The following is a 12,812-nucleotide window of genomic DNA, read 5'->3' on the forward strand; positions in this document are numbered from 1 at the left end:
CGCCTGCCTCATCGCAGGATGGACTTGACCTCCACGAACTCGTCGATCCCGAACTCGCCGAGCTCGCGCCCGACGCCCGAGTGCCCATACCCGCCGAACGGGGCGTCGAAGCGGTCGCGCGTGCGCACCCCGTTGACCTTGACCTGGCCCGTGCGCATCTGACCGGCGACGCGCGCCGCCCGGTCAGGGTCGGCGGACCAGACGCCCCCGGACAGGCCGTAGCGCGACGCGTTGGCGATCGCGACGGCCTCGCTCTCGCCGGTGTAGGGCAGAACGACCAGCACCGGGCCGAAGACCTCGTCCTGGGCGAGCGGGGAGTCGGGCGCCACGCGCGAGAACACCGAGGGCCGCAGGAAGTGGCCGCGGTCCAGGCCCTCGGGGGCCCGCGGTCCCCCGGTCAGGAGCCGTGCGCCCGACGCCAGCGCCCCGGCGATGTGTGAGCGGACCGAATCGCGCTGGGCGGCGCTGATCAGCGGGCCGAGGTCGGTGCCGTCGGCGAACGGGTCGCCGACGCGCAGCTCCTCGACCGCGGCGACCAGCCGCTCCTCCACCTCGGCGACCCGGTCGCGGGGCGCCACGACGCGCGACAGCGCGTTGCACGCCTGCCCGCTGTTGGCCAGCCCCTGCCACACGGCGCTCGGGATCGCGACGTCGAGGTCGGCGTCGTCGAGCAGGACGTTGGCGGACTTGCCGCCCAGCTCCAGACAGCACCGCTTGACGCCCGCCGCGGCGAGCTGTCCTACGCGCGCGCCGGAGGCCACCGAGCCCGTCAGCGAGACGACGGCGACGTCGGGATGTGTCACGAGCGCCTCGCCGACCTCACGCCCGGGGCCGGTGACCAGGTTGAACACGCCGGGCGGCAGACCGGCCGCCGCCACGCACTCGGCGAAGGCGAACGCGTTGAGGGGGGCGAGTCCGCTGGGCTTGAGGACCACCGCGCACCCGGCCAGCAGCGCGGGCCCCACCTTGGCCGCGATCTGGTGCAACGGGTAGTTCCACGGCGTGATGGCCGCCACCACCCCCGCCGGCTCACGCACCACGGTGCTGCCCGCGAGGCTCTGCCGCCACGGGTGGCGCTGTGCGACGCGGACGCTCGCGCGCAGCACCTCGACGGGCATGCCCGCCTGAGCCGCGATCGCCTGCCGCAGCGGCGTGCCGATCTCGGTCGCCGTCACGACGCCGAGCTCGCCTCCGCGTGCGGCGAGCTCGTCGGCGAGCCGCGAGACGAGCCGCGCGCGCTCCTCGACCGGGCGCCGCCCCCACGCGGGCCACGCCGTCCGCGCCGCGCCGACCGCGCGCTCGACGTCGGCGCCGTCGCCGGCGACGACGCTCGCCACGATCCGCTCGGTCGCCGGGTTCTCGACCTCGATCACCGACCGCGACTGGGAGCGGACCCACTCGCCGCCCACATAGAGCTCGTCGCGGTCGCGGAGCAGGCGCGTGCGGACCCCCGCCAAGCCGGTCATGCTCCGCCCCGCACGACGCGCACCGGCAGCCTCTTGACGCCGCGGAACCAGTTGGACAGCAGCCAGTCGGGCTCGCCGGTCACCTCGAAGCGGACGCCGCGCTGGAGCGCCGCCTCGAAGAAGAGCCGCGCCTCCAGGCGGGCCAGATGCGCGCCCAGGCAGAAGTGCGGTCCGGCCCCGAACGCGAGGTGCGCGTTCGTGCGCCCGCCCAGGACGAACGTGTCCGGGTCGGGAAAGACGCGCTCGTCACGGTTGGCCGAGGCGAACCACAGGACGACCTTCTGCCCCGCCGCGACACGCGTGCCGTGCAGGGTCACGTCCTCGCTCGCCGTCCGCCGCATGTTGATCACGGGCGACACCCAGCGGAGCATCTCCTCGATGGCCGCGGGCAACACCTCGGGGCGTCGCTCCAGCTCGGGCCACAGGCCGGCTCGGCTCAGGACGCGCACACCGCCCGACAGCAGGTTCCGGGTGGTCTCGTTGCCGGCCACCGTGAGCAGGAGGAAGAACGGGTCCAGCTCGTCGGGCCGCAGCCGCTCGCCCTCGACCTCGGCGTGCGTCAGCACGCTGACGAGGTCCTCGCGCGGCTCGGCGAGGCGCGCGTCGGCCAGCGCGTGGAAGTAGTCGAACAGCTCGGCGCGAGCCGTCGCCAACGCGTCGGGCATGGGCGCGTGGTCCGGGTCCTGGCTCGCGATCATGTTCGTCCACCGCAGCAGGAGCGGCGCGTCCTGGCTGGGCACGCCCAGCATCGTCGCGAACACCAACAGCGGCAGCCGTTCGGACACCGTCGCGACGAAGTCGAGCTCACCGCGCTCCACGGCCTCGTCCAGCAGTCCGGTGACGACGTCGACGATCCGGCCCTGCCACCCCAGCACCCGCCGCGGGGTGAAGTGGGGCACCATGACCTTGCGCAGCAGCAGGTGCCGCGGGGCGTCCATATTGTGGATCGAATGGCTCTCGCCCTCGGCCCTGCGGCTCTGGATCTGGGTGCCGTCGGCTGAGGAGAACGTCGCCGCGTCCTTCGCCACCGCGTCGACGTCCGCATGCCGCGTCACCGACCAGAACCCGGGACCGTCCGGCTCGTCGTTCCAGAAGACGGGCGCGTGGTCGCGCAGCAGGCGGAAGGCCTCGCCGTCGCGCCCCTGCGCGAACATGCGCGCGTCGGTGAGGTCGATGGACTCCAGGGTCAGCCCCGAGGTGGTCATTGACGCTCCTTCCCCGCGTCCGCGGGCTCACTGGATGACGGTGACCGTGCCCGTGGCGCCGTCGACCGACACCCACTGGCCGTCCTGGAGCGAGCGGCTGCCGACGCCGACCGACACGACGCACGGAATGCCCAGCTCGCGGCTGACGATCACGGCATGGCTGACGGTCGCCCCCTGGTCCACGACGACGGCCCCGGCCGGGATGAACAGCGGCGTCCACGACGAGTCGGTGATCGCGGCGACCAGCACGTCGCCGGGCTCCAACCCGCGCGGGTCCGACGGGTCGGTGATGACGCGCACACGGCCGGTCGCGGTCCCCGGGCAGCCGGGCACGCCCTGGAGCACGTCGCCGGGCGCCGCGGGGGCGACGTCGACCGCCCGGCGCCGCCACGTGTCGAGCGGGGGCACCTGTCCGTCGACGATGAACGGAGCCTCGAGCGCCGCGAGCCGGGCCATCTGCTCCTTGCGCGGGGGCACGATCTGCGCGACCTGGGAGGCGTCGGAGATGACTGACGTCCACTCGGCGTCGGTGAGCATGCCGAAGTCCTCGACCTCGGCGAAGACTCCCCGCTCGACCATGCGACGGCCCAGCTCGCGCATCGCCATGCGCGCCTCGTGCACCAGGGTGATCACGTTGGTCTTGCTGCGCTCGCGTCCCGCCAGGAACGTGCGGGCCGCCTGCGCGCCCGCCAGGAACTGCGCCTGGGTCGGCGGGTCACCCGCCAGCGCGGCCGCGGCCTGGGCGAGCGCCGCCTCGCGCTCGGAGCCGAGTCGCCGCTGCGCGTCGCGGGGGTCCGCCGAGTTGGGGGCGTGACGGATCCGGTCGATGGCCGACCACGCGATCTCGGGGTGCGTCTCGAACGTGCGTGACCGCATCTCCCACTCGTTGAAGCCCCGGGCGCCGTGGGCGCGGATGAACATGTCGAACGCCGCCAGGAACCCGGTGGCGTCGGGGTGGCTCGAGGCCTCGAGGCGTGCGCGCAGCCCGTCGACGCCCGTGTCGAAGGCCTGCGTGAGGTGCGCGGAGGCGGTCACCGTCCGCGACAGGTCCCACAGCGCGTGGGCGGGCAGCGCGCTGTCGACCTCTCCCAGGCCGCTGATCAGCCGGGTCACCAGGGTCGGGTCGTCCAGCGCGGCGGCGACGGCGCCCAGGATCGCCGGGGGGACCAGCGCGCAGTGCGTCAGGAAGATGTGCTCGACCCACAGGCGCTGCCAATGGGTGTTGATGAGGTCGCGCGCCCGCTCCAGGAGCTGCGCGTCGGTCAGCGCACCCAGGTCGGGGCGCTGGTCCCGCAGGGCGCGCACCGTGTCGCGCGACGCCTCCTGCTCGGGAAGCCGGGTGGCCGTCAGGATCCACTCGAGGGTCTTCGCGCTGCGCTCGGCGTGCGTCGGGCTCTCGTCGTGCGGGCCCGCCATGTACGGCGGCGCGGTCGCCGCCTCGGCGCCGAAGAAGGTCTGGTCGACGGCCTCGGGCGACATCCCCGGCACGCGGGCGCCGAAGACGCGCGTGATGCTCACGTTGAGGTACGCGTACCCGCCGAACACCCCCAGCGTCTCCATCACGCCCGGCGTGAACTCGTCGTCGTCGAACGCGCCGAACCGCACGAGTGCCTCGGCCCAGCCCGGCTCGGCGTGCGGGATCCCCCACAGCGTCCAGGAGAAGGGGGCGACCGGGTCGGGGAAGACCTCCCCCACGTTGCCACGGGTGTAGATCGGGAACTTCTCACTCGGGTCGTTGTCGACCACCCATCGCTCCGGCATGTGACTCACTCCTTTGTGATCGGTTCCGGTGGGGACGGGCCGCGCCTCGACGGTCCGCTCGCGGCCTCAGGGAGACCGCGAGCCGTACACCGCCTGGTACCACAGCTCGCCGACGACGCGGCCGAGCTGCTGCAGCTCCTCGACGCGGGGTGCGCGGGCGGGCAGCCCGATGTGCGTGTAGGCGAGTTGGTCGGTCATGGCGCCCAGCGCGTCCGCGACCAGGTCCGTGGCGCGGTCGGCGTCGATGCGACCTTCGCGCTCGAGCCGGCGCAGCCATCGCGCCGTCCGCTCGGTGAACTCGGCGCGGATGCGCAGCCAGCTCTCGGCGAACCCGCTGCCGTCCTGGGCCGAGGATGCCTCGCGGGTCACGCGCATGAGGTGGCGGTGCTGGGCGTAGGTCGTGAAGTACGCGACCGTGGAGCGCACCAGCGCCTCCCGGTCGTCCAGCCCGGTCGCGTTCAGGCGGCGCGTCGAGCACAGCAGGTCACGCACGCACGGCTCGATCACGGCGAGCAACGCCTCGCCCTTGTTGGCGAAGTGTCGGTAGAAGCTGCCCTGCGAGACGCCCGCGTTGCCCACGATGTCGCTGATCCGCGTGCGTGTGTAGCCGTACTCGGCGAAGCAGGTGGCGGCGGCCGCGACCAGCCGCTCGCGGGTGCGCGCGCCGCGGGCGGTGCTCGCCCCGCTGCCGAAGAGCCCGCTCGTGGAGGCGTCGGGCGCCTGCGGTTCAAGGCTCGACGCGATGCGACTGTCAGTCGCTATTGCTGACGCTCGCGTCGCGTCGCCTGCCGCCGTCGATGCCATGCAGGGAGTTAGCCATAGCGCGTCCACCCATGTCAAGGGGCTGTTTCCGGGGCTATGCGCCGGGGTCTTGTGCGATAACGGTCGCCAGCCGTACAGTCCCGAACCTGACGAATGTGATCGCTAGTCACTATCGAGGAGATAAGGATCGATCGCATGTACCCGGGTGACCACGCGCTGCGCGCACCGGAGCGGCCGGCGCTGATCATGGCGAACGAGGGCCGCGTCGTGACCTACCGCGAGCTCGACGAGCGCAGCCGCCTCGTGGCCGGCGCGCTGCGCGAGCACGGCGCGGGGCGGGGCGACGTCGTCCTGGTCGCATGGGAGAACGACGTGCGCTGGGGTGAGGTCGTCTGGGCGTGCCTGCGCGCGGGCCTTGTCGTCGCGCCGGTCAACACCCACCTGGGCCCCGATGAGCTCGCCCCGCTCATCACGCAGGCGGCACCCACCGTCGTGGTCACCTCCGCCCGGCTCGCCGCGACCGTCGGCGCCGCGCTCGACCGTGCGCAGTGGCGTGCGGGCTGCCTCGTCGCCGACGCGCCTCGGCCCGAGTCGCGCGGATGGGCCGACTACGAGCGGGCCGTCTCCCGTGCGACGCCGCTGCCGGCCGCGGACGAGGCCGCGGGCGCACGGCTGCTGTTCAGCTCGGGCACCACGGGCCGACCGAAGGCGTTGCGCCAACCGGTCCCCGACGCGCACCCGCGCGACCTGCCGCTGCGACTGGGCCCGTTGCTCTCGCGCCTGGGGTTCGACACACCCGACCCCGTCTACCTGTCGACGGGGCCGGCGTATCACGCCGCGCCATTCGCGTTCCTGCAGACGGTGCACCAGCTCGGCGGCGCCGTCGTGCTCATGGAGCGGTTCGACCCCGCCGCGGCGCTGCGCGCCATCGAGCGCCACCGCGTGACCCACAGCCAGTGGGTGCCGACGATGTTCGTCCGCCTGCTGCGCCTGCCCCAGGCCGAGCGCGACCGACACGACCTGTCGTCGCACCGGGTCGCCGTCCACTCCGGCGCGCCCTGCTCCCCCGACGTCAAGGAGGCCATGCTCGAGTGGTGGGGGCCGATCCTCCACGAGTACTACGGCGCGTCGGAGGGCTACGGGCACACCGCCATCGGCCCCGCCGAGTGGCGCGCGCACCGCGGCTCGGTCGGCACCGCCGTGCGCGGGCGCCTGCACATCCTCGACGACGACGGCGCCGAGCTGCCGGTGGGCTCCGTCGGCGCCGTGTGGTTCGAGCCACCCCCGACGCCGCAGGGCCCGGCCCCCCGCTCGGCCTGGGGCGCCGTCGGCGACCTCGGCCGGCTCGACGACGACGGCTACCTGTACCTGACCGGCCGGGCGGGGCAGACCATCATCTCGGGCGGGGTCAACATCTACCCGCGCGAGGTGGAGGACGTCCTGATCACGCACCCCGACGTCGCCGACGTCGCCGTGATCGGCGTGCCGGACACCGAGTTCGGCGAGAGCGTTCGGGCGATCGTCCAGCCCGAGCCGGGCCGCGCGGGCGACGACGCGCTCGCCGAGGACCTGATCACCCTCGCCCGGGCGCGCCTCGCCCACTTCAAGTGCCCCCGCGCCGTCGACTTCGTCGACCGACTCCCCCGCACCGCGACCGGCAAGCTGCTGCTCGCGCCGCTCCGGGCCGCCTACTGGCCCGAGCAGACACCGTAGAGGACAGCCATGGAACTGCTGCTCATCAGGCACGCTCGACCGGAGCCGGCGACCGCGCACGAACCCGCGGACCCGCACCTGAGCCCGGAGGGCCACCGCCAGGCCGGTCTCCTGGCTCAGTTCCTCGCGGGGTCCGGAGCCCGGGTCGACGCGCTCTACCGCAGCCCGATGCGACGGGCCGGACAGACGGCCGCTCCGCTCGCCGCGGCGACCGGGCTGACCGCCCACGTCGATGACGGCCTGGCCGAGTTCGACACGGGCGCCTCGCTCTACATCCCCACCGAGGAGCGCACCGACGACCTGGCCGCGCTCTGGGAGGGCCTGCGGGCGGGCCGCTGGGACGGCGTGACGATCGACCTCGACGCCTTCCAGCGCCGGGTGGTGACCTGCGTCGAGCGGATCGTCACCCGCCACCCCTCCCAGGTCGTCGCCCTGGTCTGCCACTTCGGCGTCATCAACGCCTACGTGGCGGACGTGCTCGGCCTGCGCGACCCCTTCTTCTTCGAGCCTGGCTACACGTCGATCACGCGCGTGATGGCCGACCAGGAGGGCCGTCGCAGCCTGCGCAGCGCCAACGAGACCTCCCATCTGCTGCCCCACGGGCCGAACCCACCACAGGAGGAGACCATGGCCGACCAGCGGACGACGTCGACGCCGACCTCGACGCGGCTTCTCGTCACCCATGCCCTGCGGGTCCTGGGCATGGCGACGCCGCAATACGTCTCGCGGCTGACCGGGCTGCCCGAGGGCGAGATCGCCGACGCGCTGGCCTCGGCGCAGCGCGATGACCTCGTGCGCGCCCGCACCGGGCGGCTCGCCGGGTGGTCGCTCACCGCGGCCGGGCGAGTCTGGCATGCCCGCGCGCTCGCCGAGGAGCTGGAGCGCAGCGGTGTGCGTGGCGAGGTGGAGCGCGCGCACGAGGCGTTCGTCGCGCTCAACCAGCCGTTCAAGCGCATCTGCACGAGCTGGCAGGTCAAGGACGCCGTTCCCAACGACCACGCCGACGCCGCGTACGACCGTGCGGTCCTCGAACGGCTTGAGGCCCTGCACCGCGAGGCCATGGGCCTGACCGGCGGGCTCGCGCACGCGCTGCCACGGTTCGGCTGGTACTCCTCGGCCCTCACCGACGCGCGCGACCGGTTGCTCGGCGGCGACCTCGGTGCGCTGTCGGCGCCCCTGTCCGGCAGCTACCACGACCTGTGGATGGCGCTGCACCAAGACCTGCTCTCGACGCTGGGCCGCGAGCGCTCTGCGAAGGACGGACACTGATCATGCTCCGCACCCGTGCCACCCGCCCGCTGCCCGTCGACCAGGCGCCCGGGGACGCCGTCTTCCCGTTCGACCACGCCCACGCCTCGCCGCCGCGCGAGCTGACGGACCTGCTGGGCGGCAAGGGCGCCGGACTGGCCGAGATGACCTCGGCGCTGGGCCTGCCCGTGCCGCCCGGGTTCACCCTCGCGGTGCCGCTGTGCCGCCGGTACCGCGCCGCGGGCTGGCCTGCGGGCCTCGACGCCGCGCTGCGGTCGGCGGTCGCGAGGCTGAGCGAGACGATGGGCCGGTCGTTCGGCGACCCGGCGGACCCGCTGCTTCTGGCGGTGCGCAGCGGGGCTCCGCGATCCATGCCGGGCATGCTCGACACGGTGCTCAACATCGGGCTCAACGACGAGACCGCCCACGCCCTGGCCGAACGATCCGGTGACCCGTCGTTCGCGTGGGACACCTACCAAAGGTTCCTGCACCTGTACGCCACCACCGTCATGGGCGTGCCCGACGGGCGGCTGCCGCCGCGCGCGGACGCCCGGGCGCAGGATCCGCGGCAGCGGGTCGCCGCCCTCAAGGCGGCCGTCGAGGCCGCGGCGGGCCAGGGCGTCCCGACCGACCCCGACGTCCAGCTCCGCCAGGCCGTCGAAGCCGTCTTCCGGTCGTGGGACTCCCCGCGCGCCCGCGCGTCTCGGGCCACGGAGGGAGTCGACGACGACCTGGGCACCGCCGTCAACGTGCAGGCCATGGTGTTCGGCAACGACGGCGCCGACTCGGGCACCGGCGTCGTGTTCACACGCGACCCCACGACGGGCCACGACGTGCTCTACGGCGACTACCTGCCCCACGCGCAGGGCGAGGACGTGGTGGCGGGCAAGGCCATGACGCTGCCGATCGCGCGCATGGCCGAGCACGTGCCGGACGCCCACCGCGACCTGTGCGCCGCGCTGCGGCGCCTGGAGGCCCACTACCGCGACATCTGCGACGTCGAGTTCACGGTCGAGAGGGGCAGGCTGTGGCTGCTGCAGACGCGCGTCGCGCGGCGCGGAGCGGTCGCCGCGGTGCGCGCGGCCGTGCGCATGACGCACGACGGCGCCATCGCCCTGACCCCCGCGGAGGCCGTCGCGCGTGTGCCCGCCGACCTGCGGGCCAGAGCCCGGCACGAGGTGCTCGACCAGGAGGGCTGCGCGGTCGAGTCGACGGCGCCCTCGCTGGGCTCGGGGATCGGCGTCTCCCCCGGGCGCGCGTCCGGCCGGGTCGTGCTGTCGAGCGAGGAGGCCGCCGAGACGGAGGGCGACTACATCCTCGTGCGCCCCGAGACGAGCCCCGACGACATCGCCGGGATGTCGGCCGCGGCGGGTGTCCTCACGACGACCGGCGGCCTGGTCAGCCACGCGGCGGTGGTGGCCCGCGGCTGGGGTGTGCCGACCGTCGTCGGCGCGCATCACCTGACGGTCGGCGCCGAGGGCGTCCTCGACGGCGGGCGTGTCGTCGCCCGCGCCGGTGACGTGATCACGATCGACGGCGCCACCGGGCAGATCTGGCGCGGGGCCGCGGCCGAGCACGCCGAGGCGGCCGACCCCGAGCGGATCCTCGCGAACCGGCTGCCCGAGCTGGCGGTGCTGGAGCGATGGGCGGGCGCCGACGACCACCGAGACGAGGAGCGAGCCCGATGAGGATCTGTGTGGACCGCGACCGGTGCACCACCCTCGGCGTGTGCGAGGCGGCGGCGCCCGACGTGTTCGAGATCGACGACGAGGGGACGCTGGTGCTCAAGGTGACGGTCGTCGACGAGGGCAACCGCGAGGCCGTCGAGGCCGCCGTCGACGCCTGCCCGACCGAGGCGCTGCGCATCGAGGAGTGCTGAGCAGCGGTGGAGCGCGTCGTGATCGTCGGCGCCGGCCTGGCCGGGATGCGCGCGGCCCAAGCCGCCCGCAAGGCGGGGTTCGCGGGACGGCTCACGCTCATCGGGGCCGAGCCGCACGCGCCCTACGACCGGCCCACGCTGTCCAAGGCCTTCCTCGCGGACGCCGGGCCGCTGGACACACCGCTCCTGACCGGGGCCGACCGGATCGCGGACGACCTCGACGCCGAGGTGCTGCTCGGCGCCGGGGCCAGCGGACTCGACACGCAGGAGCGCGTGGTGAGCGTCGACGGCCGCGAGACGCCCTATGACGCGCTCCTCATCGCCACCGGCGCCCAGGCCCGCACCCTGCCGGGGACGGCGGGCCTGGCCGGCGTGCACACCCTGCGCACGGTCGACGACGCCCGCGCCGTGCGCGCACACCTCGACGCCGGAGCGCGCACGGTGGTGGTCGGCGCGGGGTTCATCGGCGCCGAGGTGGCCTCTGCGGCGCGCAGACGAGGGCTCGACGTGACCATCCTGGAGTCGCTGCCCACCCCGCTGACCCGCTCGGTCGGCGCCACCGCGGGGGCGGCACTGGCCGCCCTGCATTCGCGCCATGGCGCCGCGCTGCGCTGCGGCGTCATGGTGGCGGGTTTGGAGGGCGAGGGGCGCGTCAGGGGGGTGCGCCTCATGGACGGGTCCCTCGTGCGCGCGGACCTCGTGGTCGTCGGGATCGGAGCGACGCCGGACATTACGTGGCTGGCCGAGTCGGGGCTGCGGCTCGACGGCGGTGTGGTGTGCGACGCGACGCTCGCCACCGGCGCGCCCGGCGTCTACGCCGCCGGGGACGTCGCCCGCTGGGCCCACCCTCAATTCGGCGTCTCGATGCGCCTGGAGCACTGGACCAACGCCTCCGAGCAGGGCGCCCACGCGATGCGCAACGCGCTCGACCCGCGGGCCGCGACCCCGTTTGCGCACGTGCCGTTCTTCTGGTCCGACTGGTACGAGGACCGGATCCAGTTCGTCGGCGTCCCCGACGGCGAGCCCTCCGTCGTCGCGGGCGGGTGGGACGAGCCCGCCTTCGTCGCGCTGTACCGCACGGGCGACCGCCTCGTCGGCGCCCTGGCCCTCAACCGGCGTGGCGACATCATGAAGTACCGCGCGCTCATCGCCCGAGGGGCGTCGTGGGCGGACGGACTCGCACTGGCGGCGAGCCGCGTGCGCCCCGCCTGACGTGCGCCGCCTCACGTGCGCCCCGCCGGGCCGCCCCCGCGCCGTCGCCCGGGCGGCGTCAGGCCGCGGCGAGCACCAGCACCGGCCGAGCGAGGTCCTCGCCGCGGCGCCGGGAGTCCTCCAACAGCGCGACCAGGGCGCCGTCAGGCCCGATCGCGGCCACGGTCTCCGCTCGCCCCGTCGGCGTGATCGGGCGGCCATACCCCAGATCGCGGGCCTCGTCCGCCGAGAGCGGGCGCACGGGGAAGGTGGCCCGCGCGGCGTCGGCGAGCGGGATCGTGGCGAGCACGCCGTCGGCGTCGGCCTGGGCCTCCATGGCCTCCAGCGTGCGCGCGTCGGCGAGGGTGTGGCCGCCGACCCGGGTGCGCCGCAACGCGGTCAGGTGGCCGGCGGAGCCGAGTGCCGCGCCGAGGTCGCGAGCGAGCGCGCGCACGTAGGTGCCCGAGGAGACCGTGACGGTGACGTCGACGTCGAGCACCGGGATCGCGGGGGTCTCGACAGGCTCGACCGGCGTGGGGGTCTCGACCGGCGCGGGGGTCTTGACGGGCGCGGGAGGGGTCTCGACAGGCTCGACCGGGGGTGGCGCCACGGCCGTCGTCGCGCGCGCGGTGTGGACGGTGAACTCGCTCACGGTGACGGGACGGGCCTTGAGGTCGACCTGCTCGCCCGCGCGGGCGAGGGCGTAGGCGCGCTTGCCGTCGACCTTGATCGCCGAGACCGTCGTGGGCACCTGGAGGATGTCGCCCGTCAGGTCCGCGACCGCGGCGCGCAGCGCGGCGTCGTCGGCCGACCCGGTGTAGCCGGGCGTCGCCGCGACCTCGCCCTCGGCGTCGTCGGTCGTGGTGCCGACGCCGAGCCGGATGGTGGCGTCGTACGCCTTGTCGGCGCCGACGACGTACGTCAGCAGCTTGGTCGCCTTGCCGACGCCGACCACGAGCACGCCCGTGGCCATGGGGTCGAGCGTGCCGGCGTGGCCGACCTTGCGCGTGCCGGCCAGCCGGCGGACCCGCCCGACGACGTCGTGGCTGGTCCACCCGGCCGGCTTGTCGACGACGACGAACCCGTCGGGCGCCGTGGGGCGGCGCGGCGGGCGCGCAGCGTCGGGCACCTCAGGCCTCGTCGTCGAGGGCGTCGTCCTCGTCGTCGTGCGGCTTGCGGTACGGGTCCTCGTCGCCCGCGAACGCCTTGCCCGCGCGCAGCGCGGCGAGCTCCTCGTCGCGGCGGCGGGCCTCGGCGAGCGCGGCCGTCAGGTGCGCCGCCGTCTCGGGGACGGCGTCGAGGTGGAAGTCGATGGTCGGGGTCAGGCGGACGCCCGTCTGCTTGCCGACCTCGGAGCGGATGAGGCCCTTGGCGCTCTCGAGCGCCGCGGCCGTGCCGGCGCGCTCCTCGTCGGAGCCGTAGACGGTGTAGAAGACCGAGGCGCCCTGCAGGTCACCGGTGACGCGCACGTCGGTGACGGTGACGAACCCGAGGCGCGGGTCCTTGATCCGGGTGTCGAGCATCTGGGCGACGATGACCTTGATGCGGTCGGCGAGCCGCTTGGCGCGCGGGTTCTCGTTCATGGGG

The 12,812-nt window shown here is 74.5% G+C and carries 11 protein-coding genes; 5 read left to right on the forward strand and 6 right to left on the reverse strand.

Features of this window, described 5'->3' with window-relative positions:
- Window positions 1–8 precede the first annotated feature (8 nt).
- The 4 genes from EV386_RS08250 to EV386_RS08265 all read right to left on the reverse strand — a co-directional run bounded on the left by EV386_RS08250 (window position 9) and on the right by EV386_RS08265 (window position 5,236).
- A complete protein-coding gene (locus EV386_RS08250; RefSeq protein WP_130413992.1) occupies window positions 9–1,466 on the reverse strand; it encodes an aldehyde dehydrogenase family protein in 1,458 nt (485 codons plus the stop codon).
- Window positions 1,463–2,671 carry a cytochrome P450 gene (locus EV386_RS08255; protein ID WP_207216496.1) on the reverse strand — a complete coding sequence of 403 codons (1,209 nt, stop codon included), beginning with the start codon at window positions 2,669–2,671 and terminating at the stop codon, window positions 1,463–1,465. The genes EV386_RS08250 and EV386_RS08255 overlap by 4 nt, the downstream gene beginning before the upstream one ends.
- 27 nt (window positions 2,672–2,698) lie before the next feature.
- Window positions 2,699–4,432: a PEP-utilizing enzyme gene (locus EV386_RS08260; RefSeq protein WP_130413994.1), complete on the reverse strand. Its 1,734-nt coding sequence runs from the start codon at window positions 4,430–4,432 to the stop codon at window positions 2,699–2,701.
- A 66-nt stretch (window positions 4,433–4,498) separates the two neighbouring features.
- Window positions 4,499–5,236 (reverse strand): TetR/AcrR family transcriptional regulator, encoded by a 738-nt coding sequence (locus EV386_RS08265; protein ID WP_130413996.1) that lies wholly within the window; start codon window positions 5,234–5,236, stop codon window positions 4,499–4,501.
- 153 nt (window positions 5,237–5,389) lie between these two features.
- Here EV386_RS08265 and EV386_RS08270 point away from each other — a divergent pair, with 153 nt between their 5' ends.
- Genes EV386_RS08270 through EV386_RS08290 form a run of 5 tightly spaced genes read left to right on the forward strand, consistent with a single transcriptional unit; the run spans window position 5,390 to window position 11,246 of the window.
- Entirely contained in the window at window positions 5,390–6,907 is a 1,518-nt protein-coding gene (locus tag EV386_RS08270; RefSeq protein ID WP_130413998.1) for an AMP-binding protein, read from the forward strand.
- A gap of 9 nt (window positions 6,908–6,916) precedes the next feature.
- Complete coding sequence (locus EV386_RS08275) at window positions 6,917–8,176, forward strand: histidine phosphatase family protein (protein ID WP_130414000.1); 1,260 nt, start codon at window positions 6,917–6,919, stop codon at window positions 8,174–8,176.
- 2 nt (window positions 8,177–8,178) lie between these two features.
- Window positions 8,179–9,843 carry a pyruvate, phosphate dikinase gene (locus tag EV386_RS08280; protein WP_130414002.1) on the forward strand — a complete coding sequence of 555 codons (1,665 nt, stop codon included), beginning with the start codon at window positions 8,179–8,181 and terminating at the stop codon, window positions 9,841–9,843.
- Window positions 9,840–10,034: a ferredoxin gene (locus EV386_RS08285; protein ID WP_130414004.1), complete on the forward strand. Its 195-nt coding sequence runs from the start codon at window positions 9,840–9,842 to the stop codon at window positions 10,032–10,034. Before EV386_RS08280 ends, EV386_RS08285 begins: the two co-directional genes overlap by 4 nt.
- Window positions 10,035–10,040: 6 nt before the next feature.
- Window positions 10,041–11,246, forward strand: a complete 1,206-nt coding sequence (locus tag EV386_RS08290; protein WP_242607891.1) for an NAD(P)/FAD-dependent oxidoreductase — start codon at window positions 10,041–10,043, stop codon at window positions 11,244–11,246.
- Window positions 11,247–11,304: 58 nt separating this feature from the next.
- On the opposite strand, the gene truB is transcribed toward EV386_RS08290, so the two are convergent.
- Window positions 11,305–12,354 carry a tRNA pseudouridine(55) synthase TruB gene (gene truB / locus EV386_RS08295; RefSeq protein ID WP_130414006.1) on the reverse strand — a complete coding sequence of 350 codons (1,050 nt, stop codon included), beginning with the start codon at window positions 12,352–12,354 and terminating at the stop codon, window positions 11,305–11,307.
- A 1-nt stretch (window position 12,355) separates the two neighbouring features.
- Window positions 12,356–12,808, reverse strand: coding sequence for a 30S ribosome-binding factor RbfA (gene rbfA / locus EV386_RS08300; RefSeq protein ID WP_130414008.1), 453 nt, complete (start codon window positions 12,806–12,808; stop codon window positions 12,356–12,358).
- Window positions 12,809–12,812: the final 4 nt, after the last annotated feature.

Source organism: Xylanimonas ulmi (assembly GCF_004216535.1).
Classification (GTDB): domain Bacteria; phylum Actinomycetota; class Actinomycetes; order Actinomycetales; family Cellulomonadaceae; genus Xylanimonas; species Xylanimonas ulmi.